The 25,553-nt window shown below is 60.7% G+C and carries 31 protein-coding genes and 1 riboswitch; of the genes, 17 read left to right on the plus strand and 14 right to left on the minus strand.

All coding sequences use genetic code 11. The features are described from left to right. Positions 1–8: 8 nt before the first annotated feature. The 14 genes from pduP to pduA are packed head-to-tail and all read right to left on the minus strand — an operon-like array spanning position 9 to position 10,773. Positions 9–1,397 (minus strand): CoA-acylating propionaldehyde dehydrogenase PduP, encoded by a 1,389-nt coding sequence (pduP, locus tag LGL98_RS04555; RefSeq protein WP_136029290.1) that lies wholly within the window; start codon positions 1,395–1,397, stop codon positions 9–11. Then, a complete protein-coding gene (gene pduO / locus LGL98_RS04560) occupies positions 1,394–2,410 on the minus strand; it encodes a two-domain cob(I)yrinic acid a,c-diamide adenosyltransferase PduO (RefSeq protein ID WP_136029292.1) in 1,017 nt (338 codons plus the stop codon). Before pduO ends, pduP begins: the two co-directional genes overlap by 4 nt. A 10-nt stretch (positions 2,411–2,420) precedes the next feature. Next, positions 2,421–2,696 carry a EutN/CcmL family microcompartment protein gene (locus tag LGL98_RS04565; RefSeq protein ID WP_002915814.1) on the minus strand — a complete coding sequence of 92 codons (276 nt, stop codon included), beginning with the start codon at positions 2,694–2,696 and terminating at the stop codon, positions 2,421–2,423. Between the two features lie 3 nt (positions 2,697–2,699). After that, complete coding sequence (gene pduM, locus LGL98_RS04570; RefSeq protein ID WP_136029294.1) at positions 2,700–3,191, minus strand: microcompartment protein PduM; 492 nt, start codon at positions 3,189–3,191, stop codon at positions 2,700–2,702. Further along, positions 3,188–3,820 carry a phosphate propanoyltransferase gene (locus LGL98_RS04575; protein WP_136029296.1) on the minus strand — a complete coding sequence of 211 codons (633 nt, stop codon included), beginning with the start codon at positions 3,818–3,820 and terminating at the stop codon, positions 3,188–3,190. The genes pduM and LGL98_RS04575 overlap by 4 nt, the downstream gene beginning before the upstream one ends. Beyond that, positions 3,820–4,266 carry a BMC domain-containing protein gene (locus LGL98_RS04580; RefSeq protein ID WP_136029298.1) on the minus strand — a complete coding sequence of 149 codons (447 nt, stop codon included), beginning with the start codon at positions 4,264–4,266 and terminating at the stop codon, positions 3,820–3,822. The genes LGL98_RS04575 and LGL98_RS04580 overlap by 1 nt, the downstream gene beginning before the upstream one ends. Positions 4,267–4,287: 21 nt before the next feature. Further along, positions 4,288–4,563, minus strand: coding sequence for a propanediol utilization microcompartment protein PduJ (gene pduJ, locus LGL98_RS04585; RefSeq protein ID WP_002915806.1), 276 nt, complete (start codon positions 4,561–4,563; stop codon positions 4,288–4,290). A gap of 18 nt (positions 4,564–4,581) precedes the next feature. Then, complete coding sequence (locus tag LGL98_RS04590; protein ID WP_136029300.1) at positions 4,582–4,932, minus strand: glycerol dehydratase reactivase beta/small subunit family protein; 351 nt, start codon at positions 4,930–4,932, stop codon at positions 4,582–4,584. Continuing rightward, positions 4,922–6,754, minus strand: coding sequence for a diol dehydratase reactivase subunit alpha (locus tag LGL98_RS04595; protein ID WP_136029302.1), 1,833 nt, complete (start codon positions 6,752–6,754; stop codon positions 4,922–4,924). The genes LGL98_RS04590 and LGL98_RS04595 overlap by 11 nt, the downstream gene beginning before the upstream one ends. A 12-nt stretch (positions 6,755–6,766) precedes the next feature. After that, a complete protein-coding gene (gene pduE / locus LGL98_RS04600) occupies positions 6,767–7,291 on the minus strand; it encodes a propanediol dehydratase small subunit PduE (RefSeq protein ID WP_136029304.1) in 525 nt (174 codons plus the stop codon). A 14-nt stretch (positions 7,292–7,305) separates the two neighbouring features. Further along, positions 7,306–7,986 carry a propanediol dehydratase medium subunit PduD gene (pduD, locus tag LGL98_RS04605; RefSeq protein WP_136029306.1) on the minus strand — a complete coding sequence of 227 codons (681 nt, stop codon included), beginning with the start codon at positions 7,984–7,986 and terminating at the stop codon, positions 7,306–7,308. Between the two features lie 10 nt (positions 7,987–7,996). Beyond that, the gene (gene pduC / locus LGL98_RS04610) at positions 7,997–9,661 is read right to left on the minus strand and encodes a propanediol dehydratase large subunit PduC (protein ID WP_002915744.1); all 1,665 of its coding nucleotides are present in this window, start codon (positions 9,659–9,661) and stop codon (positions 7,997–7,999) included. 18 nt (positions 9,662–9,679) lie between these two features. Further along, complete coding sequence (pduB, locus tag LGL98_RS04615; protein ID WP_136029308.1) at positions 9,680–10,492, minus strand: propanediol utilization microcompartment protein PduB; 813 nt, start codon at positions 10,490–10,492, stop codon at positions 9,680–9,682. After that, on the minus strand, positions 10,489–10,773 hold the full coding sequence (pduA, locus tag LGL98_RS04620) for a propanediol utilization microcompartment protein PduA (RefSeq protein WP_002915737.1): 285 nt from the start codon (positions 10,771–10,773) through the stop codon (positions 10,489–10,491). The genes pduB and pduA overlap by 4 nt, the downstream gene beginning before the upstream one ends. 523 nt (positions 10,774–11,296) lie before the next feature. Between pduA and pduF the strand changes: the two genes are divergently transcribed. The 17 genes from pduF (at position 11,297) to LGL98_RS04705 (ending at position 25,551) form a co-directional block, all read left to right on the plus strand. Then, the gene (gene pduF / locus LGL98_RS04625; RefSeq protein ID WP_136029309.1) at positions 11,297–12,106 is read left to right on the plus strand and encodes a propanediol diffusion facilitator PduF; all 810 of its coding nucleotides are present in this window, start codon (positions 11,297–11,299) and stop codon (positions 12,104–12,106) included. 203 nt (positions 12,107–12,309) lie between these two features. After that, complete coding sequence (pocR, locus tag LGL98_RS04630; RefSeq protein ID WP_136029311.1) at positions 12,310–13,221, plus strand: transcriptional regulator PocR; 912 nt, start codon at positions 12,310–12,312, stop codon at positions 13,219–13,221. Positions 13,222–13,502: 281 nt separating this feature from the next. Beyond that, a riboswitch (cobalamin riboswitch) is annotated at positions 13,503–13,680 on the plus strand. 93 nt (positions 13,681–13,773) lie between these two features. Beyond that, the gene (locus tag LGL98_RS04635) at positions 13,774–15,150 is read left to right on the plus strand and encodes a cobyrinic acid a,c-diamide synthase CobB (RefSeq protein ID WP_136029313.1); all 1,377 of its coding nucleotides are present in this window, start codon (positions 13,774–13,776) and stop codon (positions 15,148–15,150) included. Further along, entirely contained in the window at positions 15,147–16,106 is a 960-nt protein-coding gene (gene cbiB / locus LGL98_RS04640; protein WP_136029315.1) for an adenosylcobinamide-phosphate synthase CbiB, read from the plus strand. The genes LGL98_RS04635 and cbiB overlap by 4 nt, the downstream gene beginning before the upstream one ends. Positions 16,107–16,116: 10 nt before the next feature. Further along, positions 16,117–16,752 (plus strand): cobalt-precorrin-8 methylmutase, encoded by a 636-nt coding sequence (locus tag LGL98_RS04645; RefSeq protein ID WP_025713323.1) that lies wholly within the window; start codon positions 16,117–16,119, stop codon positions 16,750–16,752. Then, a complete protein-coding gene (cbiD, locus tag LGL98_RS04650) occupies positions 16,749–17,888 on the plus strand; it encodes a cobalt-precorrin-5B (C(1))-methyltransferase CbiD (protein WP_136029317.1) in 1,140 nt (379 codons plus the stop codon). Before LGL98_RS04645 ends, cbiD begins: the two co-directional genes overlap by 4 nt. Further along, on the plus strand, positions 17,882–18,487 hold the full coding sequence (locus tag LGL98_RS04655; RefSeq protein ID WP_136029319.1) for a cobalt-precorrin-7 (C(5))-methyltransferase: 606 nt from the start codon (positions 17,882–17,884) through the stop codon (positions 18,485–18,487). The genes cbiD and LGL98_RS04655 overlap by 7 nt, the downstream gene beginning before the upstream one ends. Further along, positions 18,477–19,046, plus strand: coding sequence for a decarboxylating cobalt-precorrin-6B (C(15))-methyltransferase (locus LGL98_RS04660; protein ID WP_110216635.1), 570 nt, complete (start codon positions 18,477–18,479; stop codon positions 19,044–19,046). The genes LGL98_RS04655 and LGL98_RS04660 overlap by 11 nt, the downstream gene beginning before the upstream one ends. After that, on the plus strand, positions 19,039–19,812 hold the full coding sequence (locus LGL98_RS04665; RefSeq protein WP_004149602.1) for a cobalt-precorrin-4 methyltransferase: 774 nt from the start codon (positions 19,039–19,041) through the stop codon (positions 19,810–19,812). Before LGL98_RS04660 ends, LGL98_RS04665 begins: the two co-directional genes overlap by 8 nt. After that, positions 19,793–20,848: a cobalt-precorrin 5A hydrolase gene (gene cbiG / locus LGL98_RS04670; protein ID WP_136029321.1), complete on the plus strand. Its 1,056-nt coding sequence runs from the start codon at positions 19,793–19,795 to the stop codon at positions 20,846–20,848. Before LGL98_RS04665 ends, cbiG begins: the two co-directional genes overlap by 20 nt. After that, the gene (locus LGL98_RS04675) at positions 20,848–21,573 is read left to right on the plus strand and encodes a precorrin-3B C(17)-methyltransferase (RefSeq protein ID WP_004143930.1); all 726 of its coding nucleotides are present in this window, start codon (positions 20,848–20,850) and stop codon (positions 21,571–21,573) included. Before cbiG ends, LGL98_RS04675 begins: the two co-directional genes overlap by 1 nt. After that, entirely contained in the window at positions 21,570–22,355 is a 786-nt protein-coding gene (locus LGL98_RS04680; protein ID WP_136029323.1) for a cobalt-precorrin-6A reductase, read from the plus strand. Before LGL98_RS04675 ends, LGL98_RS04680 begins: the two co-directional genes overlap by 4 nt. Positions 22,356–22,365: 10 nt before the next feature. After that, complete coding sequence (gene cbiK / locus LGL98_RS04685; protein ID WP_136029325.1) at positions 22,366–23,160, plus strand: sirohydrochlorin cobaltochelatase; 795 nt, start codon at positions 22,366–22,368, stop codon at positions 23,158–23,160. Beyond that, entirely contained in the window at positions 23,157–23,870 is a 714-nt protein-coding gene (locus LGL98_RS04690) for a cobalt-factor II C(20)-methyltransferase (protein WP_136029327.1), read from the plus strand. The genes cbiK and LGL98_RS04690 overlap by 4 nt, the downstream gene beginning before the upstream one ends. Continuing rightward, the gene (gene cbiM, locus LGL98_RS04695; RefSeq protein WP_004143926.1) at positions 23,867–24,604 is read left to right on the plus strand and encodes a cobalt ECF transporter S component CbiM; all 738 of its coding nucleotides are present in this window, start codon (positions 23,867–23,869) and stop codon (positions 24,602–24,604) included. Before LGL98_RS04690 ends, cbiM begins: the two co-directional genes overlap by 4 nt. A gap of 1 nt (position 24,605) precedes the next feature. Further along, complete coding sequence (locus tag LGL98_RS04700) at positions 24,606–24,887, plus strand: energy-coupling factor ABC transporter substrate-binding protein (protein ID WP_012967312.1); 282 nt, start codon at positions 24,606–24,608, stop codon at positions 24,885–24,887. Beyond that, positions 24,874–25,551, plus strand: coding sequence for an energy-coupling factor ABC transporter transmembrane protein (locus tag LGL98_RS04705; RefSeq protein ID WP_136029328.1), 678 nt, complete (start codon positions 24,874–24,876; stop codon positions 25,549–25,551). The genes LGL98_RS04700 and LGL98_RS04705 overlap by 14 nt, the downstream gene beginning before the upstream one ends. Positions 25,552–25,553 lie beyond the last annotated feature (2 nt).

Genomic DNA, 25,553 nt, shown 5'->3' on the forward strand with positions numbered 1-25,553 from the left:
GCCCCCGGTTAGCGAATGGAAAAACCGTTGGTCAACACGCAGCGCCGCAGGCGGGCGAACGTCCGCGCGGAGGTGGTGCCTTCCCCGGTTGGCGTGGCGATGGTGAAGGTGGTAAACCCTTCGCCACCAACGCCGATTCCCGCGTAAGACGGGCCATTTTTGACAAAGATGGAGGTCTGTAGCGTGCGTGCCGCCAGATTGAGTCGCGAGACGTTCTGTGAGTGCATGATGGCGGTGTGGTGCAGACCCTCCTCAACGCGCAGGGCTAGCGCCAGGGCGCTGTCAAAGTCGACGACCCTGACGATCGGCAGCACCGGCATCAGCTGCTCGCAGGTTACCCAGGGGTCGTTCGCCTCCACCTCGGCTATCAGCAGGCGAGGGGGGCGAGGCGGAACGGCGAGACCCGCCGCCGCCAGCAGCGCAGCCGGGCTTTTACCGACCAGTTTTTTATTCGCCGCGCCGTCCGGCAGGCAGACGGCACGCAGGGTATCGGCCTCCTGTCGGCTCAACAGCAGCGCGTCAAAATCCTGCATCTGCTGGATCAGGCGGTCAGCGACGGAGGCGACGACGATCAGGCTTTTTTCGGCGATACAGGGCAGGTTGTAATCGAAGGCGGCGCCGCTGATGATATCTTCGGCGGCTTTGACGAGATCGGCCGTTTCATCAACGATGCACGGTGGATTGCCGGCGCCAGCGCCGATCACTTTTTTACCGCTTTTCATACCCATTGCCACAATGCCAGGGCCGCCGGTGATAGCCAGAACGGCAATCAGCGGGTGGGACATCATTTGCTGGGTGGCTTCAAAGGTCGGCTCGGCAACGGTCACCACCAGGTTACGGATCCCGCTGCAGCGGTAGGCGATCTCTTCGATCCTGGCGATAAGCTTCAACGAGACCTTTTTCGCGCCGGGATGGGGGCTGAAATAGACGCTGTTACCCGCCGCCAGCATGCTGATACTGTTGTTGATAATGGTTTCCGTTGGGTTGGTGCTGGGCGCCACGGCGCCAATAACCCCGAACGGCGAGTACTCAAACAGCACCATCCCGCCATCGCCGGTGAGGGCGCTGGTAGTGAGATCCTCTATGCCCGGCGTGTTTTCAAGAGCGGCTTTATTTTTCAGATGCTTATCTTCTTTGTTGCCCATGCCGGTTTCCGTGGCGCTCTCCTCCGCCAGCGTTGCCAGCTCGGGGGCCAGCGTCTCCCGCAGGGCGCTGATAATGGCGCTGCGGGTTTTTAGCGGACACTGCTGATAGCGGAGAAAAGCCTGATGAGCGGCGTCGATGGCGCAGCCGACGTCGCGAAAAATGCCCTGCTCTTGCTGAGGGGCAGGGGGCGTCGGCGCGAGCTTTTCACTGAGGATGGTGCGGATAAGGGTTTCCAGTTCTGCTGTATTCATTGATGTGTTCTCACGTTAATGGCCGCCATGGCAGCCTGTGCAATAGCCATATCCTGCTCGACGCTGCCGCCGCTAATCCCGAGGCCGGCTATTAGCTGGCCATCGCGCCACAGCGGATATCCGCCGCCAAAGGTGACGACTTTGCCCAGCAGATGGCTCTCCAGACCGTACAGCGCAGCGCCTGGTTGTACGGTTGTCGCGAGCTCGTGGGTGGCGGTTTTCATGGCGACGGCGGTCCAGGCTTTTTTCGGCGCCAGCTCGCTGCTGACCAGCAGCGCATCGGGCATTCGCCAGGTCACGGTTTCGGTGCCATGTGCGTCAACGATGCTGATTACTACCGGCACCTGTAGTTGGCGGGCGTGTTCGATGGCCTGCCGTATGAGCTGATGCAGCTCGTGAAAGGAGAGCGACCCGGCCTGGGCTTCGGGCGCGTCGGGCGAAGGCGACCCGCTGACGGTCAGATAGCGGGCCGCGATCTCCGTAACAAGGCGGCGCTGGTGATCGGCATGATCCTCGCCGCGCGCCAGCGCATACAAACAGTCTGATAGCCGGTTGAGATAGCGAAGCAGTATCTGACGGATAGTGACCTCTGCCGCCAGCTCGACCAGCCGGCGCTCCGCTCGTCTGGCAACGGTGCGGGCCAGGTGCAAGCGACTGGCGGCTTCACAGCGTCCGGGCAACACAAACTGGTGCAGCGCCGGCACGCGGGCCATCTCGCGATCGATGGTCTGCTCCAGCAGGGCAATTTCTTCGCTGCTGATATAGCGCTGGCCGGGTGATGGCTGTTCGCTGTCGCTGGCGAGCTCCGCGCTGAACCAGAAAATGTGCTGCTGCAGGGCTTCGAGCAGGGTGCGCTGTTCCTCTTCAGCGACGGCGCAGACGCACAGGCTCAGTATGGCGTTCAGTTCATCCAGGGTGCCGTAGGCTTCGACGCGCGGATGCGTCTTGCTGACCCGCTGGCCGGTAAAGAGTGATGTACTGCCGGCATCGCCGGTTCGGGTATAGATAGCCACAGGCGCCCCCTTAGCGTGAAAGTGAGTCAACAATGCCCACGACGGCAAGATCGATGGCCTCATTCGGGCCGCTGAAGACGTGGCGTGCACTCGAGCCGCTGCAGAGCAGCACCAGCTCGCCGACGCCAGCGCCAACCGAATCTACCGCCACTTCATCGCCGCTCGTGGGGAGAATCGGACGATCGTCGTCCGCGCTTACCCGGCGAACCAGCAGCAGTTTTTTGCCGTTCAGAGAGGGGGACTTTTGCGTCGAGACGACGGCGCCGGTCACGCGTGCCAGATGCATAGTTCACTCCTGCTTAATCAATTGAACATGCCGCGCGACGGCCGCTTCGCGGGCGAGGGCGGTGATAATGGGGCGGCGACGCAGCACCAGATAACCTCCGTGGAGGCGGGCTACATCGGCGTAGGTGAGCACCGACGCGGCGTGAAGCCTGACGGGCTGGCCAAGCGGGTCGCTGAACGTCAGCGGCAAGCGGGCGAGTTTTTTTACCGCCAGCGCGGGGAGCAGCGCGGGAAGCAGCGTTAACTGTACCCGAACGCCCCAGGCCATCGCCTCGTGCAGTGCGCACCCGGCGGCCGCCAGCGCACGCTGGCCGGTAAGCTGTTCCAATAGCGGTAAATCCACTTGCACGATGCGTAGCGAAGCGTGCTGGCACAGCAGGCTGCGGATATCCGCTTCGCCGAGCTGGGCCACGCTGAGCGTGGCCGTACTCAGGGCGCGACGGCGCAGGCGGGCGGCGACCTCCTCGACGATACGCTGCAGCATCGCGTGGTTCATGGCTTCGTCACCAGCGTAGCCCAGGCCTGCGCAGCGTCAGCGCCTGCAGCATTGGCTTCGTCAGTATCGATATGCATTTCAAGACGCATATCCGGAGCTACGCGGACCGCTACGTTGTCGAAGATAAGCCGCCTGTCGCTGCCTTCGATCGCCACCGCAACGCTATCACCATGGGCGACGCGCAGGATCAACGCATCAAGTGGCGACATATGAATATGTCGCTGGGCAACAATCGTCCCGCAGCTCAGCTCCAGTTCGGCAAAGGGGCTTATCAGGCGGATCCCCGGTGTGTCCTGCAGATTGCCGGACATGCGCAGCGGCGCGGCGATACCGAGAGTCCGGGCGTCGGTGCGTGAGATTTCCACCTGGCTGGTCTGGCGCAAAGGGCCGAGCAGGCGCACGTTATTTAATCGCCCTTTGGGGCCAACCAAAGTCACCGTCTGCTCTGCAGCATATTGTCCCGGCTGCAGCAGCGCTTTTTTCGGCTGGATGGGCTGCGCGGGAAAAAGCCTGGCGTAGTCCGCAGCCGCTAAATGGATATGACGACTGGAGATACCGATTGGAATGGGACGCTGACGCATCTCATCCAGCACTTTGTTGACTGTCGAAGCCAGCTGTTGTTTATCCATTACGCGTCACCTCGTTTACCGGCGTGCAGGCACTGCGAGCGGGGATCGCCTTTTTGTCGTGGGCAGTGTGGGTCCAGGCACAGGTTGCAGGTCACTCGCTCCGTAGAGTGGGAGGGGGGGTCTGTGGGGGCCGTGTTCTCCCCCGTCACGGCGACGTCAGGCGCTGGTGAAGGCGCCTGGACGCGAGCTGGCAGCAGGCCTGCACCGGGCCTGGCGATAACTTTCTGCGCTACCAGCCCCTGCTGCCGTTCGGCGAGTTCGGCCCCGGTCATCACCGCCGCCTGGACAGAGGCCACATCACCGGCGATCTTCACCACCATCCAGCCGGAACCGTTGGTCTTTTCCAGGGCGAGCAGCGTGATGGCGGCCGCTTTCGCCATAGCGTCGGCGCAGGTGATGGCCAGGGCCAGACCGCTGACCTCAAGTAATCCCAGTGATTGCTTCACGCGGTGCTCCTTTTTTGAGGGTCAGACAGATTTCGGCAGAATGGCCTCAACATCGCTATGCGGGCGCGGGATCACATGGCTGGACTTGACCTCGCCGACCACGCTGGCCGCCGCGCTGCCGGCGTCAACGGCGGCTTTGACCGCGCCGACGTCGCCGCGGACCATCACGGTAATCAGCCCGGAGCCAATTTTTTCGTAACCAATCAACTGCACGTTGGCGGATTTCACCATTGCATCAGCGGCTTCAATGGCGCCAACCAGGCCTTTTGTTTCAACCAGTCCTAGTGCGTTATTCATACTGCGTTCTCCTGTGGATTAAGCATTGCGATCCCGAAATGGGATCCCTTTGACGAGACGAGCCGCATTGTTGCCAGTGTTACGTCGGGCCAGCCTGTCCTGGTGATACATCAGCGAAAACAGTGGCGCTGATGCGGGTAAATTTTTGTAGTGCACGATGAGCTGTTCCCGGTCGCAGGCGATGCCCACCTGCAGCGGCGAACGCTGTGCCGCCTGCCAGGCGTGATGGACAAGATCGCCCCCGGTCTGCGGCTGCAGAACAAAAGGTATGCCTTCCTCTTCAATGCCCAGCAGGACATCGCGCCACTGTTCGCTGCATTCGTCAGTGACGGCAATGACGATGGCGGGGGCGACTACGCTACTCTCCATGCGTGCCTCCTTTTTGCCATGAAAGGAGTAATCCGCTGGCGACCGCATTGCGCGGGCCTTCACAGCCGCGGATGTTGCCGCGCCCGGCAACCAGCCGGTAGTGCGCCAGCGCGTCGGTGACCAGCTGGGGGATCTCGAAATCGAGGGACGAGCCGCCCACCAGCACCACGAACGGGATGTCGCGAATGTTGCCGGTAGGGCTCACCTGGCGTAACGCTCGCAGGGCGTTGGTGACGAAGACGCGTGATTTGGCGCTACGACGAATGGCGCGCACTTTCTCCAGCGGCAGATCGCCAGGCAGGGGAACCAGTTCATCCGGTTTCACCACGCAGACGCGGGCAAATACCGCCGGTGGTAAGGCCGACGGAAAAAACTGGACGCTGCCGTCTTCATGACGCAGATGAAACAGGCTTTCAACTTTTGCCAGCGGATATTTTTTGATCTCTTCCGCCAGGTAGCGGTCCTCAAGCCCCAGCTCGCGGGCGATGATCATCGTGACCATATCGCCGGCACCGGCCAGGTGGGTGGCGCTGATCTCTCCCTGCGCATTGATAATGGAGGCGTCGGTCGACCCGGCGCCCAGATCGAGGATCGCCAGCGGGCGCGTGGTGCCGGGAGTAGTGAGCGCCCCAAGAATGGCCGCCTCCGCTTCCGCGCCGCCCACCTGAACCGCGATCTGCAGCTTGTGTTCAATTTCACGGGCGATGAGGGCCATCTGCAGGCGATCCGACTTGACCATCGAGGCGATACCCACCGCTTGCTCCAGCGAGAACTCCCCCGCAAGACCGCCGGTCACGCTGACCGGTACCGCCGTATCAACGGCCAGCAGATCCTGAATGCGGATCTCCTGAGCTGGCTTATTGGTAAGCTCCGCCATGGTCTGGCGCACGTGCTCAAGCATGCCGCCGATATTAGTGCCCGCTTCTCCCGCGACGTTGTCCAGTTTGCCGCAGCCGTCAACCGCCTTCATGATGGCTTCCGCCCCGGCGGCCACATCAACCTGTACGCTGCGGCCCTGAGCGATGAGCAGCAGATTACCTGCCGGAATAGTGCGGGCCTTGACGTCGCCGGAGGGGGTTTTCACCACCACGGCCGAGCGGTTGCCAATCAGCGCCCGCGCCATTGGCACGATATTTTTGGTCTCCTCGGCGTTGAGATCGAAAACGGTCGCAATACCGTAGGGGTTGGAGAGCGTTTCGATGATCTTACCGGGTAAAGCGACCTCGACGGCCGCCAGCATGCCAAGTGGAATCCGGTCGATATGCTGAACTTCGTCGATCACCGGCAGCGGTTGCTGTAGCCGGTTATTGACCAGCACGCCGTCATCCTGCTGCAAAATAATGCCGGTTATCTGATAGCCCGCTGCCGTTGCCGCATTGACCATCGCGGCGACATCGGCAAAGTCAAAGGCCGAGGAGACCACCAGAATATAGGGCGTGTCCGCGGAGCAGGACAGCAGCGCCTCTGGTGTGATGGTGATGCCGACCCCCAGCCCGACGCCGCCGGGTGTCTTCGGGTTATGGCCGATCATAGTGGACTCGGTGATGATGGTTTCCGTAATGGTCTCCATCGCCACATCGCCAATGACCGGCGTGGCTTCGTTAATGCGAATAAGCGAGATATCGCTGACCTGAATGCCGGCCGCTTTTGCCGCCTGCGTTAGCGCCTCCTGAATACCGAACACATTACGTAATGTGCCTTTAATACCGGTGGTTTCAGCCAGCGCGCTGTGGCGGATGTTCAGCACACCTGCGTCATCGACCGTCGCCAGGGCGACCTCTGTCGATGAGTTGCCAATATCAATGCCAGCGATATAGCGCATGCTTGCCCCCTGTTAATCGTCGCCTTTCAGTTTTTTACGCTCGACGTACAGCCCGGCCGCTTCCCGAACAAAGGCGGCACAGAGTCGAGCCTGGTAGCGCTGCTCGAGGTCATCAGCGATCGCCAGTAGCTCCGCCTGGGTGGAACGGTATGGGCGCAGGGCGTTGTAGATCTCAAGGATCCGGTCGTCAGGAACCGCGGTGAGCTCTGCGGCCCGCTCAAAGTTCATCGCCAGCCGATCGCGTCCGGCATCCTGGGCGATCGCCGCCTGCATACGCAGCGTTTCCGGGGTGATGCGCATATCCTGCGCCGTAACGCGATCGCTCAATACGCTCTCCAGCGTCAGGTCATCGAGCGTTTTATTGGTAGCGGTTTTGACCCACTCCGGATGGCGGGTCGCTAACGGGTAGTCGCTTACTTTTGGCTGGCGAATGGTGTCGTTTGTCGGCGTGGCTGGCGCGGGCGTTACCCCGTCCTGTAGGCTGTTCATCCGGCTCAGCACGTCGCGTACCATGGATTCAATTGCGTCGGTATTCATCGGGATATCCTTTGTTAAAGCGCCACGCGCAGTTCCTGCGGGTTTTTGCCCGTCACCACGTATTTGGTCTCTTTAATGTGCAAAATGGCCGACTTCGCCTGGTATTTGGGACGAGCCATCTGATCGTTAAGCGTCGGCACCGGCTGCGGCGACTCGCGTTTGGCGTAGCGGGCGGCGTTTTTGCCAATCTGGCGGTAGGTTTCCAGCGTCAACAGCGGCGCCTGCGGGAAGAGTTCCAGATTGGAAAGCGGCGGCAGGCCGCGCTGGTGAATGACGGTGGTGCCTTTCGACTGAATACCGATCGAGATGCCGGAGCCGCTCAGTCGGTTGCCTTCCACCGCCACGAAGGCGACATCAGAAGACTTAAAGCAGCGGATCACCCGGGCTTTGATGCCTTCTTCTTCAATGCCGGCGATCACTTCGCGCAGAATATTTTTATGCGGAATGCCGACGATATTGGCGGTTTGCGCCAGACCAAACGCTGGCCCGACGGCAATAATGACTTCATCCTGCTGCGTGCCGGGTTTGGCTTCGCCGACTTCCGTCAGGAAGCTGTCGCCGGACACAGGCGCAACGGCGACCGGTGCGGCAGAGGCGACAGGCGCGCTAAACGAGACCGGCTTATCTGCGCCTGTTTTCATCTCCACCAGTACCTCTTCGATAATCTGGCGCAGCAGCGTTTCGTTAATTTCCATTTTTCACCCCTTAGCCAAGTTCATTGGGATCGAGCGCGCCCGGGATATTTTTAATCTCTTCCCAGCGCTCGCCTTGCAGGCGATAGCCTGTTGCCGGACCGGCATAATCGTTCACGTCATTCACGGCCGAGAGCACCTGGCCCTCGCCAACAATGATGGCGGAGGTATGCAGGTAGTCGCCGGTGAGCTTGGCTTTCTGAATATTGAGCATGTCCTGGGCAACATCGGGGAAGCCGCCTTTCGCCAGGGCTTTCACCACCTCCAGGCCGTTGCGGTTTTTGTTGATAATCTCCTGGGCAAACTTGATGTCCTCGACGATATTGCGCTCAGGCATATCTTTTGAACCGTGGGCGTAAGTGGCGGCCTCCACTTCTTCATCCGTAATGGGTGGCAAACCCATGCCGGCAAATACCGCTTGCAGCGCGCGGGCGGCTTTATTACGAATGGCGATCACGTCCTCTTCACGCACCGGCCGCAGGCCGCCATCGACCTTCAGGTCGCGCTGGATCACGTTGTAGTCATCGAAGTCTTCGGCATCTTCGTTGGAACCGGCGAACATGTTGTCGTAGTTCGGCACCGCCGAGTAACCGGAGGAGATGAAGTCGGTACCTGGCAGGAACTGCATCAGCAGACGCGCGGTACGCCGCATATCCGAGTGGGTAAAGGTTTGATCGTTACTGGAGGCGCACTCCAGATCCAGCGCTGAGCAAATCAGGTTTTCCGCCAGTACGGCGCGGATCCCGGACGGCACGGCGGACGGCACGCCGATACAGCTGACGGAGCCATTCTGCAGGCCTTGCACCCCGGCGGCTTTGGTGATGTAGATGCAGCGCGCTTCGAGATAAAGCATTGATTTGCCTTCGGCATAACCCATCTGCACTTCAGAGCCTGAACCGGAGGTAAAGCGCATTTTCAGGCCGCGCGAGGCGTAGGAGGAGGCGAGGAAGCCTTTCGACCACGGGGTGTCATCGCCATCGGTGAACACCGGTTCCGTACCGTAGACCGAAATGGTTTCGGCATAGCAGGTGTGGCCCAGCATGCCTAGTTTCAGCTCGGTGGCTTCTTCCAGTGAACACTGGGTGAGGACGCCGGGGCGACCCACCTGTGAACCGACCAGCAGGGCGATGGCGTTGAACGGCGCGTAGCGCGCCACGGCGACGGTGGTCTCCTGCTCGTCAAAGCCTCGCCATGCGCCTTCAGCGGCGTCGGCGGCAATCTGTACCGGGTTATCTTTGATATTGGTGACATGCGCCTGCTGGGATGGCGTGCGGCGGGCGCGCATTTTTTGCATCGCCATCATCATCTCGACCACGTTCATATGCGACACCACTTCGACGATTTTCGCCGGGGTCATCGCGGTAGTAAGCGGCACGATGTCGCTGCGTTTAACGTTCGGGTCGCAGAGCATGTTGGCGAGCTTGACCGAATCCATGGCCATCACTTCTTCGGCCCGGGCGAGATTAATGCCGTAGCGCGCAATAAAGTGGTCAATCAGGTCGAACTGCTCAACCGGTTTGCCGTCGAGTTCGGTCACCGCGCCGTTGACGATGCGGATAGAGGGTTTGGGATCGTTAGGGCTTTCCATCGCGATAAAGCCCTCTTCGATCCACTCCTTAACGAAACCATCCTGATTCACAGGACGTTTCGCCAGTGCTTCAAATCTTTTCGATCTCATGAATCAGCCTCGCGGATATTAAATGTAGGAGGGGCGATCGTTTTTCGGTTCGGCACCCAGCGTCCCCAGTACGGCTTTGCCGATCTCCCGGGCGGAGATCACCGCCTGGCGCACCGCGCCAGAGTCGCCGGAAATCACCAGAATGGCTTCGTTGCTGAAACTGGTGCCGTGGGCCGGTGAGCTGTAAGCCACCACCTCGACGTTGGCTGATTTCAGCGCAGTATCTGCCATCAGCACGCCAACGGACGCCGGGGCGCCGACGATAATGCCGCAGGCGCGGCCGAGCGGGGCGCCGAACGCTTTTTCCAGGGCATAACTGGCGCGCGCGGTATACTGCAGTTCAATATGACCCGCTTCATTGCCGTAGACATCGCCGAAGGTACGGTCCAGCTCTTTCAGCGCGACCTCAATCCCGCGTTTGACGTCTGAAACATCGTTCCCGCCCAGCACAATCAGCGAGCCATGGCCGGCGCCGCCCTTGGTGTCGCGAGGAAGTTCAATGCTGACCACTTCGGTGTTGGTGGCTTTGACCGCTTCATCGGCGGCCATAATGTGCGGTCCGGCACCGGTGCGAGCGCCGAGGATGCCGATAGAGCGATAGCGTTTTTCGAGCTTCATCGCCTCCAGCAACGCGGCATCCACGTTGGCGATGACCAGTCCGAGGGTGTCGCCAATGGCGGTCCCGACAAACTCTGTTAAGCTGCAGCTTTTCTCTGCCATAGCCGTCTCTCCTGTGGGATGGGGGGTATCCGGAAGCGCCTGCTGCTCTGGCGTCGCCACACGGGCTATTACTTGCGCCATGATCTGTTCAACCAGCTCATTGCTGCTCATTGGCTATTCCCCTTGGGTAAGATTTTTTCAACATCGGTATGGGGGCGGGGAATGACGTGTACGGCTTTCACCTCGCCCACATGGCGGGCTGCGGCGGCACCGGCGTCGGTGGCGGCTTTGACTGCCCCAACATCGCCACGAACGATGACGGTCACCAGGCCTGAACCGATCCTTTCATAGCCAACTAATAAGACGTTAGCCGACTTAACCATTGCGTCAGCGGCCTCTATGGCTGCGGTTAAGCCTTTGGTTTCTACCATTCCTAATGCTTCTTGTTGCATAAAGACCTCGCAGGTATGTTCCAGTGAGGAAACTATATGTCGCTGCGGCGAAAAAGAATGGCTGAGTTGACGTTGGAGAGCGAGAAAATAGTAGTTTTTATATAATATAAAATTGATTTATTTTGTTTTATCTTGTTGTTTTTATTTAATTTTATTATTTTTTTAAATGTGATTATATTGCAATGCACGTTCCGCATTTACATTTTAAGAGGTGATTTTTTAAATTGTTTTTGCTATGCGATATTTTGCGTGGTGTGATATTTGTTGGAAAATAAGCACTGCGCTTTCGCAATTTTTTATCATTGAGTTGGAAATAAAAATTCCCCCTGAACGCCCGCCATTGCTGTATGGATTCGCGAGCAATTAGCAATAAATTATTCTTCTTCGGCGACTTTACGCCGCCCGATTTCCGCAGGATGCCAACACTTTGCCGCCGCCGGTTTCTATAGTGGGCCTCGCCGTACCCAACGAGCCAGCGGATGGTTGGCTGGCCTGGACACGAACTTCGTCACGAGGTGTCACAATGAATGGTTCTTTACGCGCGCAATGCATTGCCGAGTTTTTAGGCACCGGGCTGTTTCTGTTTTTTGGTATCTGCTGCCTGAGCGCCCTGAAACTGACCGGCGCCAGCCTGGGGCTGTGGGAGATCTGTATTATCTGGGGACTGGGTATTTCTCTGGCGGTATATCTGACCGCCGGCATTTCGGGGGGGCACCTTAACCCCGCGGTCACCGTGGCGCTGTGGCTGTTTGCCTGCTTCCCGGGCAGAAAAGTGGTGCCTTATATCGTGGCTCAGGTCGCCGGCGCGTTTGGCGGCGCTGTACTGGCCTGGATACTTTACAGCACCCTGTTTACGCACTTTGAAACGGTGCATCATATGGTGCGTGGCAGCCTGGAAAGCCTGCAGCTGGCCAGCATTTTCAGTACTTATCCAGCGCCTGAGCTGAGCGTCTGGCATGCGGCGCTGGTGGAGGTGGTGATCACCTCGATGCTGATGGGGATGATCATGGCGCTCACCGATGATGGCAACGGCGTACCCAAGGGGCCACTGGCGCCGCTGTTGATTGGCATTCTGGTGGCGGTGATCGGCGCCTCGACCGGGCCGCTTACCGGCTTCGCGATGAATCCGGCACGCGATTTTGGCCCGAAATTGTTCACCTGGTTCGCCGGGTGGGGCAATATCGCCATGACCGGGGGAAGAGATATTCCCTATTTTATCGTGCCCATTATCGCACCGTTGTTGGGGGCCTGCCTCGGCGCCGCAATTTATCGCTTTCTTATCGCCAATAATCTGCCGTGTCATACCTGCGTGGAGGAAGAAAATACGCGTTAGCGTCATAGAAGGAATGTATCAGTGAAATAGCCAGGCTATTTTCATGAACCGATATCACGAACCGCTCAAAAAGTCTCCCCGGGTTGGGAGACTTTTGTTATTGTCAATGCACTTTTTTATCGTCGACGGGATCTGATGCTAAAAAAGGTAAATATGAAAAATATGTTTTATTTATAACAAAAAATTAACTGAGGGGTTTTATCATGATTTCTGCGAGTACCCTGAACTCAGAACTCATCAATAAAATCGCACAGGATTTTGCGCAAGCCACCAGTCTGGCGGTTGTGGTCGTCAATATTCACGGTGATGAGATTTCTGAATTGTTTAATTTCACGCCGTTTTGCCAGCTGATGCGTCAGCACCCGGAGCACAGCGGACGCTGTCGCATGAGCGACCGCTGCGGCGGGCTGGAAGCCTCGAAAAAAGACCAGTTGTGCATCTACCGCTGCCACGCGGGCCTAACCGATTTTTCCATCCCGCTGGTAATCGCCGGCCACCTGGTCGGCTTCGTGCTGTGTGGCCAGGTTCGTCTAAGCAATGATGTTGAGCTGGTTGATATCCTGAACGTCGATGATCGCTGGCAGGACGATCCGGTGCTGGTCCAGGCGTTCCGCGATGTACCGGAGATGGACTATTCCCGGGTTATCGCTTCGGCGGATTTGCTGAAGCTGATTGTGGAAAATTGCCTGAAAAAACAGCTTAACTTTGTGGTTATCAAAGATAATCCGCCGCAGAACGACCCAGCGCAGGTCAGCAGGGCGCCCTCGCCGCACGATGGCAAAATGAAGAAGGCGCTGCGCTATATCGACGCGCATCTCTCTGATGAGCTGCGTCTGGAGGACGTGGCGGCACATGTCTATCTCAGCCCGTACTACTTCAGCAAACTGTTTAAAAAATATCAGGGGATTGGTTTTAACGCCTGGATCAATCAGCAGCGGATGGCGAGCGCAAAAGAGCTGCTATGTCACAGCGACTGGAGCATCGCCAGCATCGCGCGGAATTTAGGTTTTTCGCAAACCAGCTATTTTTGTAAAGTGTTTCGCCAGACCTATCAGGTAACGCCGCAGGCGTTTCGTCAGCAAATTAATGCCGGATCACAAACTGAGTCATTTTAAATGACAATATTTTGTTATTGCCGATTTTTGATATCCCGGAGTATCTTCATCAATATAAAATGAAAAAAACGAAAGTAGAGCAATAAATTGTCATAGCGCAACAAAATAGTGATATTCGAGGGATAAACTACACCAGTTTTTATTTTTGTGATGAGATAGAGTGTCCGTTAATACGAGACAGATGATTATTACAAAACCGCTTTCCTTCACTGACGTCATAGTGACGAGTGATGAAACGGTAAAAGAAAACATAAAGTATTACCCGTCGATGCAGGGCGCATCGGCGAAACAAACCGACAGGTTCGACACCAGTTTGGTGTCAGGGAAGGGGGTGTAAATCCCCCGCAGCCCCCGCTGCTGTGATGCTGACGACCCCGCAAAAACCACTGATCGAAAGATTGGGAAGGGCGGGTGAGAACGAGGCTAAGCCAGAAGACCTGCCTGCCGGTAACTGACCAACAACTTCGGTGGGAAGTGGGTGGCTTAGCGGTGCGTGGTCGCAGGACCAGGCATGCGCGCAGCTATACCCTGACCGCCAGAACAGGACAGGGTATGGCAACCAGGCGTGCGTTCATTCTTGCGGGTACCGGCAGCGGTTGTGGCAAAACCACCGTTACGCTCGGCCTGCTCAGCTTGCTCCAACAGCGCGGTATGCGGGTGCAACCCTGTAAAGTAGGGCCTGACTACCTGGACACCGCCTGGCACACCGCCATCAGCGGCATCGCTTCCCGCAATCTCGACAGCTTTATGCTTCCTGGCCCGATACTCAACGCGCTGTTTACCGAACAGCTACAGCAGGCCGACATCGCGGTTATCGAAGGGGTGATGGGCCTGTATGACGGCTACGGCACCGACCCCAACTATTGCAGCAGCGCGGCAATGGCTAAGCAGCTTGGCTGCCCGGTGATTTTGCTGGTGGATGGCAAAGCGGTGTCGACTTCCATCGCCGCCACGGTGATGGGCTTTCAACACTTTGATCCGGCCCTCAACATCGCTGGCGTTATCGTCAATCGCGTCAATAGCGACACGCACTTCCAGCTGCTGAAAAGCGCCATTGAGCGCTACTGTCAGGTGCCAGTGATCGGCTATGTACCGCGCGTGGAAGGCGTGGCGCTGCCCGAACGGCATCTGGGGCTGGTCACCGCCCGCGAGTCGGTGGTCAATCAGCAGGCATGGCGGGATTTTGCCAGTCTGCTGGGACGCACCCTCGACATTGACCGGCTGCTGGCCATCAGCGAACTAGCGACCTTGCCGGTGGGCGAGTGGGGGGAGACGCTTGCCGCCGATGCCGGCGAAGGACTGACCCTGGCCCTCGCCGACGATGAGTCCTTCAATTTTTATTACCCCGATAACCTGGCGCTGCTGGCGCGCTGCGGCGTGAAGATTGTGCGCTTTAGCCCACTGCGCGATCGCCAGCTGCCGGCCTGCCAGATGATTTGGCTCGGCGGCGGCTATCCGGAGCTGCATGCGGCCGGGCTATCCGCTAACCACGAGATGCTGACACAGCTTCGCGCGGCGCACCGGCGCGGGGTGGCGATCTACGCCGAGTGCGGCGGCCTGATGTATCTGGGCACGACCCTGGAAGTCACCAGCGGCGAGCGCTACACGATGGCGGATATTATTCCCGGACACAGCCGAATGGGGACGCGTCTGACCCGGTTCGGCTACTGCGAAGCGCAGGCGCAGCAGCAGACGCTGCTGGCCGCCCCTGGTGAGTGGCTGCGCGGCCATGAATTTCATTACTCCGATTTTTCTCCCGCCACCCCCGCCGTACTGGCCTGCCGTAAACAGCGTGATGGTAAGACGCTTCAGCAGTGGCAGGGAGGATGGCAGTCCGGCAGCGCCTTTGCCAGCTATCTCCATGTCCACTTTGCCCAGCGCCCCACCATGCTAAACCACTGGCTGCGGGCAGCAAGGAGGGCGCAATGACCCTTCTCGCCTGGTGTGTAGCCTGGATACTTGATGTCGTCATTGGCGATCCGTCGCACTGGCCGCATCCGGTGCGCTGGATAGGTCGCCTGATCGCCGTCAGCCAGCGTGTAGTGCGACGCGTCTGCCATAGCGACCGGGCGCTGCGCATCGGCGGCGGGGTGATGTGGCTGGTGGTTATCGGCCTGACATGGGGCGTGGCCTGGGGCGTACTGGCGCTGGCGCACGGGATACACCCCTGGCTTGGATGGCTGGTGGAAGTGTGGATGATCTTCACCGCGCTGGCGGGACGCTGTCTGGCACAGTCGGCGATGGCAGTGGCCCGGCCGCTGCAGGTCGGAGATCTCGCCGAAAGCCGGCATAAGCTCTCCTGGATTGTCGGGCGCGATACCTCTCAGCTCCAGCCGGCGCAGATCAACCGTGCGGTGGTGGAGACCGTGGCAGAAAACACGGTGGATGGCATTATCGCGCCGCTCTTTTTCCTGCTCCTCGGCGGCGCGCCGCTGGCCATGGCCTATAAAGCGGTCAACACCCTCGATTCCATGGTCGGCTATAAACACGAAAAATACCGAGCGATCGGCATGGTCAGCGCCCGTCTTGATGATGTAGCCAACTTCATTCCCGCCCGGCTGAGCTGGCTGCTGTTCAGCCTTGCCGCGGTGCTATGCCGGGAAAATGGCGCCCGGGCGCTGCGCACGGGCTGGCGCGATCGCTATCAGCACAGCAGTCCTAACTGCGCGTGGCCGGAAGCGACCGTCGCCGGCGCGCTGGGGGTCCGCCTTGGCGGCCCGAACGATTACTTCGGCCAGCGCGTTGAAAAGCCCTGGATAGGCGACGCCGTCCGCGACATCGCGGTGGACGATATTTCCCGAACAATTCGATTAATGTGGGTGGCGTCAAGCCTGGCGCTGGCGCTGTTTATCGGCGTGCGCTACTGGCTGGTCGGCGTGGCCTGAGGAGAACCTGATGCAGTACATCCAACAACCGCAGGCGATCGAGGCGAAAAGCTTCGACATCATCAGCGAGATCATCGCCGAAACGCGGCCGGACTACCATTTCGCCAGCCCACTGCACGAGGCGATTATCAAGCGGGTGATCCACACCACCGCTGACTTCGACTGGCTGGATATTCTGTGGTTTTCTCCGGATGCCCTGATCGCGCTGAGTGAGGCCTTGAGCCGGCCTTGCACGCTGTATACCGATACCACCATGGCGCTGTCCGGGATCAACAAAACCCTGCTGGCCCGCTTTGGCGGCGAATGCCGTTGCTATATCAGCGACCCGCGGGTGGTGCGCGAGGCGCAAAGCCGGGGGATGACCCGCTCGATGGCGGCGGTGGATATTGCGGTGCAGGAGCCCGGGGAGAAAGTGTTCGTCTTCGGCAATGCGCCAACCGCGCTGTTTCGCCTGCTGGAACATCGCGAGACGGCCATCGGCGGCGTGGTGGGGGTGCCGGTCGGCTTCGTTGGCGCCGCGGAGTCGAAAGCGGCGCTCAGCGAGAGCGGCCTGCCGGCTATCGCCGCGCTCGGCCGCAAAGGGGGAAGCAACGTGGCGGCGGCGATTGTGAACGCTCTGCTTTACCACCTGCGGGAGGCGCAATGAGCGATCAGACCTTTGACGCCCCGGTGTGGCATCACGGCAAAGCATTGCGCAAGGGCTACACCACCGGCTCCTGCGCCACGGCGGCGGCAAAAGTGGCGGCGCTGATGGTGATGCGCCAGCATCTGATTCATCAGGTCTCGATCGTCACCCCCTCCGGCGTCACCCTGTGCCTGAACGTCGAGTCTCCGCACGTCGAAGGGCAGCAGGCGGTCGCCGCGATCCGTAAAGATGGCGGCGATGATGTCGACGCCACCCACGGCATGCTGATTTTTGCCCGGGTGACCCTCAATGACAGCGGAGAAATTAGCCTGTTGGGCGGCGAGGGCATCGGCACGGTGACCCGCAAAGGGATCGGCCTGCCGACAGGCAGCCCGGCGATAAACCGCACTCCGCGGCACACCATCGAGACCGCTGTGCGTGAAGCGATTGGCCCATCCCGCGGCGCGCAGGTGGAGATCTTTGCCCCGGAAGGCGCAAGCCGCGCGCAAAAAACCTATAACGCCCGGCTGGGGATCCTCGGCGGCATCTCGATTATCGGCACCACCGGGATCGTTACCCCGATGTCGGAAGAGAGCTGGAAGCGCTCGCTCTCCCTCGAGCTGGAGATAAAACGCGCCGCCGGGCTGGAACGCGTGGTGCTGGTACCGGGCAACCACGGCGAGCGCTTTGTCCGCGAGCAGATGGGCATCGACCCGCAGATGGTGGTCACCATGAGCAACTTCGTCGGCTACATGATTGAAGAGGCGGTCCGGCTTGGTTTCCGCCAGATTGTGCTCATCGGCCATCCCGGCAAACTGATCAAAATCGCCGCCGGGATCTTTCATACCCACAGCCATATCGCCGATGCGCGGATGGAAACCCTCGTCGCTCATCTGGCGCTGCTTGGCGCGCCGCTGCCGCTGCTGACGCTGGTCAGCGAGTGCGACACTACCGAAGCGGCAATGGAGCATATCGACGCCTGGGGATACCAGCGCCTCTATAACCATCTGGCTGAGCGAATCTGCCAGCGCGTTCTTGAGATGCTGCGCTTCACTCAGCAACCGCCCACCTGCGATGCGGTTCTGTTTTCTTTTGATAACCAGGTACTGGGCAGCAGCCGTCCGCTGGAGGCGATTGCCCGGGAGCTGACATGTTGACGGTCGTGGGAATGGGCCCGGCGGGGCTGCAGTGGCTGACCCCGGCCGCGCGCGAGGCAATCGCCGCCGCCGAGGCGCTGGTGGGCGGCAGCCGCCACCTCCAGCAGTTTCCCGCCTTCGCCGGCGAGCGCTTCGCGCTGGGGGCCGATATGCCGGCGCTGCTGGCGTGGATCGAGGCCCGTACCGGGCGCCACGTCGTGGTGCTGGCCTCCGGCGACCCGCTGTTCTATGGCATTGGCACCCGGCTGATTGCCCATTTTGGCCGGGGACGGGTGCAGGTGATCCCCGGCATCAGCGCGGTGCAGTACCTCTGCGCCCGGGCGGGCATCGACATGAACGACATGTGGCTGACCAGCAGCCATGGCCGGGCGGTGAGCTTCGATGCGCTGGCCGCCCACCGGAAAGTCGCCATGGTGACCGACAGCCGCTGCGGACCGCGGGAGATAGCCGCTCAGCTGATGGCCCGCGGCAAAGGCCATCGCTGGATGGTAATTGGCGAGAACCTGGCGATGGAAAACGAGCGGATCCACTGGCTGCCGGTCAGCGCAGTGGAGGACGAATATGAGATGAATGCGGTGGTGATTCTCGATGAAAGATGAGCTGTTTTTGCGCGGCGCCCAGGTGCCGATGACCAAAGAGGCCGTGCGCGCGCTGGCGCTGGCGAAGCTGGAGCTGCACCGGGCGCGCCATCTCATTGATATCGGCGCGGGCACCGGCAGCGTCAGCATTGAGGCCGCCCTGCAGAATCCGGCGCTGCGAGTGACGGCGATTGAGCGTCAGGCCGACGCGCTGCGCCTGCTGGCGGACAACCGGCAGCGCTTTGGCTGCGACAACATCGCTATCGTGGCGGGCGTTGCGCCGCTGGCGGTCGCCGACAAAGCCGACGCGATCTTTATGGGGGGCAGCGGCGGCCACCTTACGGCATTGATCGACTGGTCGCTGGCGCAGCTGCATCCCGGCGGCCGGCTGGTGATGACTTTTATTTTGCAGGAAAACCTTCATAGCGCCCTGGCGCACCTGCGGCAGAGCGGCATCCACGAGGTGGACTGCCAGCAGCTGGCGGTTTCCACGCTGGCCACGCTGGGCAGCGGCCACTACTTCAAACCCCATAATCCCGTTTTTGTCATCGCCTGTCAGAAGGAAGAAAACCATGGCTGAGACTTTTGATCCCCATTGCGTGTGGTTCGTCGGCGCCGGTCCAGGCGATCGCGAACTGATTACTCTCAAAGGCTACCGTCTGCTACAGCAGGCGCAGGTGGTGATCTACGCCGGATCGCTGATCAACACCGAGCTACTGGCCTACTGTCCGCCACAGGCGGAGTGCCACGACAGCGCCGCGCTGCATCTGGAGCAGATCCTCGACCTGATGGAGGCGGGGGTGAAGGCGGGAAAAACGGTGGTGCGTCTGCAGACGGGCGACGTCTCGCTGTATGGCTCGGTGCGTGAGCAGGGCGAAGAGCTGACCCGCCGCGGGATCCGCTGGCAGGTGGTGCCGGGCGTCAGCGCTTTCCTCGGTGCGGCGGCGGAGCTGGGGGTGGAGTACACGGTGCCCGAAGTCTCGCAGAGTCTGATTATTACCCGTCTGGAAGGGCGCACGCCGGTTCCCGCGCGCGAACAGCTGGAGGCCTTTGCCAGTCATCAAACCTCGATGGCGATTTACCTGTCGGTGCAGCGTATTCACCGGGTGGCAGAGCGGCTGGTGGAGGGCGGCTACCCCGCGACCACCCCGGTCGCGGTGATCTACAAGGCCACCTGGCCGGAAAGCCAGACCGTCCGCGGTACCCTCGCGGACATCGGCGACAAAGTACGCGACGCCGGGATCCGCAAAACGGCGCTGATCCTCGTCGGTCCCTTCCTCGGCGATGAGTATCACTACTCAAAACTGTACGCAGCGGATTTTAGCCATGAATACCGTAAAGCCTGAATCCATTGCCCTGTTTTGCCTGACGCCCGGCGGCGTGCGGCTGGCAAAACGGCTGGCGGCCATGCTGCCGCTCACCTGTTACACCAGCGAAGCGCTGCAGGAAGAGGGGTTTATCCCCTTCAACGGTGGCTTTGCCAGCGCTGCCCGCGAGGCGTTCAGCAACTTCTCGGCGCTGATTTTTATCGGCGCCACCGGGATTGCCGTGCGGGTGCTGGCCCCGCTGGTGAATGACAAGCTCAGCGACCCGGCGGTGGTGGTGATTGATGAGCGCGCCCGGCATGTCATCAGCTTGCTCTCCGGCCATGCCGGTGGGGCGAATGCGCTGACCCGCTATCTTGCCAGGATGCTCGATGCCGACCCGGTGATCACCACCGCCACCGACGTCAACGAGCTGGCCGCCCTCGACACGCTGGCCTTCCAGCTGAACGCCCGGATGACCGATTTTCGCGCGGCGGTGAAAACCGTCAACCAGATGTTGGTGAGTGGCAAACGGGTGGGGCTGTGGTGCGACGCTGAATTTACCGGGGCGCTAAGCCGCTGCGACCGGCGCGGCTTTATCCCGGTAAGCGACCTGGCACGCTTGCCGGCGCTCGACGCCCTGATCTGCGTCACCCTGCGCCGGTCGCTACCGCCGCTGCCGGTACCTCACTGGAAGCTGGTGCCCCAGCGGGTGGTGGCGGGGATCGGCTGTCGGCGCGATACCCCCTGCGCGTTGCTCAGTACGTTGCTGGATCGCCAGCTTGCCGCTCAGCGTCTTGACCCGCTGGCGCTGAAAGCGATCGGCAGCGTGAGCCTGAAGGCAAACGAGCCGGGGTTGCGCCAGCTGGCGCACCGCTGCCGGGTGCCGTTCGAAACCTTCAGCGCCGAGGCGCTGCGCGAGCACGAGCATCGCTTTCCGGCCTCGTCTTTTGTCCGGGAGACAGTTGGCGTCGGCAGCGTCTCCGGCCCGGTGGCCTGGCTGCTGAGTCAGGGAAACCTGTCCGGCGAAACCCTGCGTGAGCAGGGCGTGACCATTACTTTGGGAGTAACACATTGATGTTAAGCGTAATCGGAATTGGCCCTGGCTCGCAGGCGATGATGACCATGGAAGCCGTGGAGGCCCTGCAGGCGGCGGAGATTGTGGTGGGCTACAAGACCTACACCCACCTGGTAAAAGCCTTTACCGGCGACAAGCAGGTGATCAAAACCGGCATGTGCAAAGAGATTGAGCGCTGCCAGGCGGCCATTGAGCTGGCGCAGGCCGGGCACAACGTTGCGCTTATCAGCAGCGGCGACGCCGGCATCTACGGCATGGCGGGGCTGGTGCTGGAGCTGGTCAATAAGCAGCAGCTGGACATTGAGGTCCGTCTGATCCCGGGGATGACGGCCAGTATCGCCGCCGCCTCGCTGCTCGGCGCGCCGCTGATGCATGACTTCTGCCATATCAGCCTTAGCGATCTGCTGACGCCCTGGCCGGTGATTGAAAAACGCATAGTCGCCGCAGGGGAAGCGGACTTCGTTATCTGTTTTTACAACCCCCGCAGTCGCGGCCGCGAAGGGCATCTGGCGCGCGCCTTTGCGCTGTTGGCGGCCAGTAAAAGCGCAGATACGCCGGTCGGCGTAGTCAAATCCGCCGGGCGCAAAAAACAAGAGAAATGGCTGACCACCCTCGGAGAGATGGATTTTGCCCCAGTGGATATGACCAGTCTGGTGATCGTCGGCAACAAAGCGACTTACATCGACAACGGTCTGATGATCACCCCGCGAGGCTACGCGCTGTGAATCACGGCGACGTGCTGGTTATCGGGGGCACCAGCGATGCGCGGGCGATCTGCCAGCAGCTGGACGCCGCCGGTGTGCGCTACACCCTGTCGGTGGCGACCCCTACCGGCGAGCGGCTGGCCGGCGATATCGGCGGGCGGATACGCTGCGGGCGTATGGAGTGGCAGCAGATGGCGGCGTGGCTCAGCGCGCAGCGCACCCGCTGGGTGATCGATGCCTCTCACCCCTACGCCGAGGTGGTCAGCCAGAATATTGTGCGCGCCTGCGCCAGCGTCGGGGTTCTGCTCAGCCGCTATCAAAGGCCGGAGCAGCTGAGCGATCTGCGCCATCCGCTACTTTACGTGGTCGGCGACCTGAACGAGGCCTGCGCGGTGGCGCGTCGCCTCGGCGAGCGGATCCTGCTGACCACCGGCAGCAAAGATCTGGCGGCCTGGCGGGCGGGACTGGCGGAGAAAACGCTGCTCGCCCGGGTGCTGCCGGTGCCGGAAGTGGTTCAGCACTGCAGCGATCTGGGGTTTGGCGTTGGGGAGATCTTTGCCCTCTGCGGGCCGTTCAGTGCCGAATTTAACGCCGCCTTTTATCGCCAGTGCCGGGCCGATGTCGTGGTGACGAAAGCCTCGGGGGCGGAAGGGGGCTATCAGGAAAAAGTACAACCCTGTCTCGATGCGGGGATCCCCTGCATCGTCATTACCCGCCCGGCGCCGCTGGTGACGGGCGATGAACTACTGCAAAGCCAGGCCGATTTCGCTGCGCGGCTGACGCGCTGGCTGTCGGCGACTTGAGGAAGAGGATATGAAAAAAGCACTTCTGGTGGTGAGCTTTGGCACCAGCTATCACGACACCCGCGAGAAGAACATTACCGCCTGCGAGCGCGATTTGGCCGCCAGCTGCCCGGACCGCACGCTGTTCCGCGCTTTCACCTCGGGGATGATTATTCGCAAACTGCAGCAGCGCGACGGTATCCATATCGATACTCCGCTGCAGGCCCTGCAAAAGCTGGCCGAGCAGGGGTACCAGGATGTGGCGATCCAGTCCCTGCACATTATCAACGGCGACGAGTACGAGAAGATTGTTCGCGAAGTGCAGAGCATGCGCCCGCGCTTTCAGCGTCTGACGCTGGGCGTGCCGCTGCTGAGCGGGCATGGCGATTATGTGCAGCTGATGCAGGCCCTGCGCCAGCAGATGCCGCCGCTGGCGGCGACGGAGCGAGTGGTGTTTATGGGCCACGGCGCCAGCCACCACGCCTTCGCCGCCTACGCCTGTCTGGATCATATGATGGCAGTGCAGGGTTTTCCGGCGCGGGTGGGGGCAGTGGAAAGCTATCCCGAAGTGGACATCGTCATTAACGAACTCTCCCGCCAGGGGGTGACCGGCGTGCATCTGATGCCGCTGATGCTGGTGGCCGGCGATCATGCCATTAATGATATGGCCTCTGATGAAGACGATTCGTGGAAAACCCGCTTCAATGCCGCCGGTATCCCCGCCACGCCGTGGCTGAACGGGCTAGGGGAAAATCCGGCGGTGCGGGCGATGTTTGTCGCCCATCTGCAGCAGGCGCTGAATAACACGATGGAGAAAGCAGCATGAGCGGCAAACTATACGCCCTGAGCACCGGGCCGGGGGCGGCCGATCTGATCACCGTGCGTGCGGCGCGGATCCTCGGCCAGCTGGATGTGCTGTATGCGCCAGCCGGCCGCAAAGGCGGCGACAGCCTGGCGCTCTCCATCGTACGCGAGTACCTCGGCGCACACACGGAGGTCCGCTGCTGCCATTTTCCAATGAGCGCCGACAGCGCGGAAAAAGAGGCGGTGTGGAACGATGTCGCCGCGGCCCTGGTCCAGGAGGTGGCGGCGGGCAGGCAGGTCGGGTTTATCACCCTCGGCGACGCCATGCTGTTCAGCACCTGGGTCTTTCTGCTGCAGCGGATTGGCTGCCCGGACTGGCTGGAGATTGTCCCTGGCGTTACCTCTTTCGCCGCCATTGCCGCGCGGGCGAAAACCCCGCTGGCCATGGAGCAGCAGTCGCTGGCGGTGATCTCCTGTACCGCGCCGGAAGCGGACATCGCCGCGGCGCTGCGCCAGCATGACAGTCTGGTGCTGATGAAAGTCTACGGCCGCTTCGCCCGCATAAAGGCGCTGCTGGCGCAGGCGGGGCTGCTGGATGCGGCGCTGATGATGTCAGAGGCCACCCTGCCGGGCGAGCAGTGCTGGCGCCGTCTGCGCGAGGTCAGCGATGACCAGCCGCTGCCCTATTTCTCGACCATCCTGGTTAACAAACAGTGGGAGGACGCGCAATGAATCAGGTGAAATCGCTGAAGCAGCTTTCGTATGGGGGGCTGGCGGCGGCTGTTCTGCTGATCATCGTCCCGCAGGAAGCGTTCGCCATGCATATCATGGAGGGCTTTTTGCCACCGATGTGGGCGCTGGCGTGGTGGCTGCTGTTTTTACCCTGCCTGTGGTACGGCCTGGTGCGACTGCGGCGTATCGTCCAGGAGGAGAGCAATCAGAAGGTGCTGCTGGCCCTCTGCGGGGCGTTTATTTTTGTCCTTTCGGCGCTGAAGATCCCGTCGGTGACCGGCAGCTGTTCGCACCCGACCGGCGTCGGTCTGGCGGTGATCCTCTTCGGGCCGGGCGTGGTGGCGGTACTGGGGGCAATCGTTCTGCTGTTTCAGGCGCTGCTGCTGGCGCATGGCGGCCTGACCACCCTTGGCGCTAACGGGATGTCGATGGCGGTGATCGGCCCGATGGTCGGCTATCTGGTGTGGAAACTGGCCTGCCGGGCGGGGATCCGTCGCGATGTCGGGGTCTTTCTCTGCGCCATGCTGGCGGATCTGATGACCTACTTTGTCACCTCCGTCCAGCTCGGGGTGGCCTTTCCCGATCCGGCCACCGGGGCAGGTGGATCGATCGCCAAGTTTATGGGGATCTTCTGCCTGACGCAGATCCCGATCGCCATCGCGGAAGGCTTACTCACCGTGATGATCTACGATCAGCTAACCAAACGGCGACTGATCGCCGCGGAGGGACATTAATATGAAAAAGACCCTGATCCTGTTGGCGATGGTGGTCGCCCTGATGATCCTGCCATTTTTTATTAACCACGGCGGCGAGTTTGGCGGCTCGGACGGTGAAGCGGAGAGCCAGATCCAGGTAGTGGCGCCGGATTATCAACCCTGGTTCCAGCCGCTATATGAACCGGCGAGTGGCGAGATTGAGAGCCTGCTGTTTACCCTGCAGGGCTCGCTGGGCGCAGCGGTGATTTTTTACATTCTCGGATATGCGAGGGGCAGACAGCGCCGTGATGACCGGGTTTGACCGACTCAGCTACCAGAGCCGCTGGCTGCAGGTGGCGCCAGAGCGGAAGTTTCTGCTCTGGCTGCTGCTGATGGTGCTGGCCTTTACGCTGCCGGCGTGGGGCCAGGCGCTGACGCTGGCGCTGACCGCCGCGCTGACCTGCTGGCTGCTGCGGGTCTCATTCTGGCGCTGGTGCCGCTGGATGGTGCTGCCCTTTGGCTTTTTGCTGGTCGGCGTGCTGACCATTGTGTTCAGCGTCAGCCGCGACCCGCAGATGCTGTTAGCGAGCTTTCGACTGGGCGCTTTCTCGATAGGGATTTCCGCCCCGGGGCTGGCCGTGGCTGGAGAGACCTTCTGGCGCAGCCTGGCGGCGATGGCGGCCACGCTCTGGCTGGTGCTTAATTTGCCTTTCCCGCAGCTGATTATTTTACTCAAGCGCGGTCGCGTACCGCGGCTGTTGACGGAGCAGATCCTGCTGACCTGGCGCTTCATTTTTATTCTGTTGGACGAGGCGATGGCGATTCACCGCGCGCAAACTCTGCGTTTTGGCTATGGTAGCGTGCCGCAGGGCTATCGCTCGCTGGCGATGCTGGTGGGACTGCTGTTCACCCGCGTCCTCCTGCGCTATCAACAGATGAGCACGGCGCTGGATATCAAATTGTACCAGGGTGATTTTCACCTCTAAGG

Origin of the sequence: Klebsiella africana, from assembly GCF_020526085.1 — a bacterium.
Classification (GTDB): Bacteria; Pseudomonadota; Gammaproteobacteria; order Enterobacterales; family Enterobacteriaceae; genus Klebsiella; species Klebsiella africana.

What these genes read in the sequence shown, in the direction of transcription:
- LGL98_RS04700 (WP_012967312.1), top strand. Translation starts at nt 24,606, where the DNA reads ATGAAAAAGACCCTGATCCTGTTGGCGATGGTGGTCGCCCTGATGATC.
- pduF (WP_136029309.1), top strand. Translation starts at nt 11,297, where the DNA reads ATGAATGGTTCTTTACGCGCGCAATGCATTGCCGAGTTTTTAGGCACC.
- LGL98_RS04565 (WP_002915814.1), bottom strand. Translation starts at nt 2,696, where the DNA reads ATGCATCTGGCACGCGTGACCGGCGCCGTCGTCTCGACGCAAAAGTCC.
- pduP (WP_136029290.1), bottom strand. Translation starts at nt 1,397, where the DNA reads ATGAATACAGCAGAACTGGAAACCCTTATCCGCACCATCCTCAGTGAA.
- pduD (WP_136029306.1), bottom strand. Translation starts at nt 7,986, where the DNA reads ATGGAAATTAACGAAACGCTGCTGCGCCAGATTATCGAAGAGGTACTG.
- pduM (WP_136029294.1), bottom strand. Translation starts at nt 3,191, where the DNA reads ATGAACCACGCGATGCTGCAGCGTATCGTCGAGGAGGTCGCCGCCCGC.
- LGL98_RS04665 (WP_004149602.1), top strand. Translation starts at nt 19,039, where the DNA reads ATGGCTGAGACTTTTGATCCCCATTGCGTGTGGTTCGTCGGCGCCGGT.
- LGL98_RS04595 (WP_136029302.1), bottom strand. Translation starts at nt 6,754, where the DNA reads ATGCGCTATATCGCTGGCATTGATATTGGCAACTCATCGACAGAGGTC.
- cbiK (WP_136029325.1), top strand. Translation starts at nt 22,366, where the DNA reads ATGAAAAAAGCACTTCTGGTGGTGAGCTTTGGCACCAGCTATCACGAC.
- pduA (WP_002915737.1), bottom strand. Translation starts at nt 10,773, where the DNA reads ATGCAACAAGAAGCATTAGGAATGGTAGAAACCAAAGGCTTAACCGCA.
- pduC (WP_002915744.1), bottom strand. Translation starts at nt 9,661, where the DNA reads ATGAGATCGAAAAGATTTGAAGCACTGGCGAAACGTCCTGTGAATCAG.
- LGL98_RS04690 (WP_136029327.1), top strand. Translation starts at nt 23,157, where the DNA reads ATGAGCGGCAAACTATACGCCCTGAGCACCGGGCCGGGGGCGGCCGAT.
- pduJ (WP_002915806.1), bottom strand. Translation starts at nt 4,563, where the DNA reads ATGAATAACGCACTAGGACTGGTTGAAACAAAAGGCCTGGTTGGCGCC.
- LGL98_RS04675 (WP_004143930.1), top strand. Translation starts at nt 20,848, where the DNA reads ATGTTAAGCGTAATCGGAATTGGCCCTGGCTCGCAGGCGATGATGACC.
- LGL98_RS04575 (WP_136029296.1), bottom strand. Translation starts at nt 3,820, where the DNA reads ATGGATAAACAACAGCTGGCTTCGACAGTCAACAAAGTGCTGGATGAG.
- LGL98_RS04590 (WP_136029300.1), bottom strand. Translation starts at nt 4,932, where the DNA reads ATGGAGAGTAGCGTAGTCGCCCCCGCCATCGTCATTGCCGTCACTGAC.
- LGL98_RS04705 (WP_136029328.1), top strand. Translation starts at nt 24,874, where the DNA reads ATGACCGGGTTTGACCGACTCAGCTACCAGAGCCGCTGGCTGCAGGTG.
- cbiD (WP_136029317.1), top strand. Translation starts at nt 16,749, where the DNA reads ATGAGCGATCAGACCTTTGACGCCCCGGTGTGGCATCACGGCAAAGCA.
- cbiM (WP_004143926.1), top strand. Translation starts at nt 23,867, where the DNA reads ATGAATCAGGTGAAATCGCTGAAGCAGCTTTCGTATGGGGGGCTGGCG.
- LGL98_RS04635 (WP_136029313.1), top strand. Translation starts at nt 13,774, where the DNA reads ATGGCAACCAGGCGTGCGTTCATTCTTGCGGGTACCGGCAGCGGTTGT.
- LGL98_RS04655 (WP_136029319.1), top strand. Translation starts at nt 17,882, where the DNA reads ATGTTGACGGTCGTGGGAATGGGCCCGGCGGGGCTGCAGTGGCTGACC.
- cbiG (WP_136029321.1), top strand. Translation starts at nt 19,793, where the DNA reads ATGAATACCGTAAAGCCTGAATCCATTGCCCTGTTTTGCCTGACGCCC.
- pduE (WP_136029304.1), bottom strand. Translation starts at nt 7,291, where the DNA reads ATGAATACCGACGCAATTGAATCCATGGTACGCGACGTGCTGAGCCGG.
- LGL98_RS04645 (WP_025713323.1), top strand. Translation starts at nt 16,117, where the DNA reads ATGCAGTACATCCAACAACCGCAGGCGATCGAGGCGAAAAGCTTCGAC.
- LGL98_RS04660 (WP_110216635.1), top strand. Translation starts at nt 18,477, where the DNA reads ATGAAAGATGAGCTGTTTTTGCGCGGCGCCCAGGTGCCGATGACCAAA.
- pocR (WP_136029311.1), top strand. Translation starts at nt 12,310, where the DNA reads ATGATTTCTGCGAGTACCCTGAACTCAGAACTCATCAATAAAATCGCA.
- cbiB (WP_136029315.1), top strand. Translation starts at nt 15,147, where the DNA reads ATGACCCTTCTCGCCTGGTGTGTAGCCTGGATACTTGATGTCGTCATT.
- pduB (WP_136029308.1), bottom strand. Translation starts at nt 10,492, where the DNA reads ATGAGCAGCAATGAGCTGGTTGAACAGATCATGGCGCAAGTAATAGCC.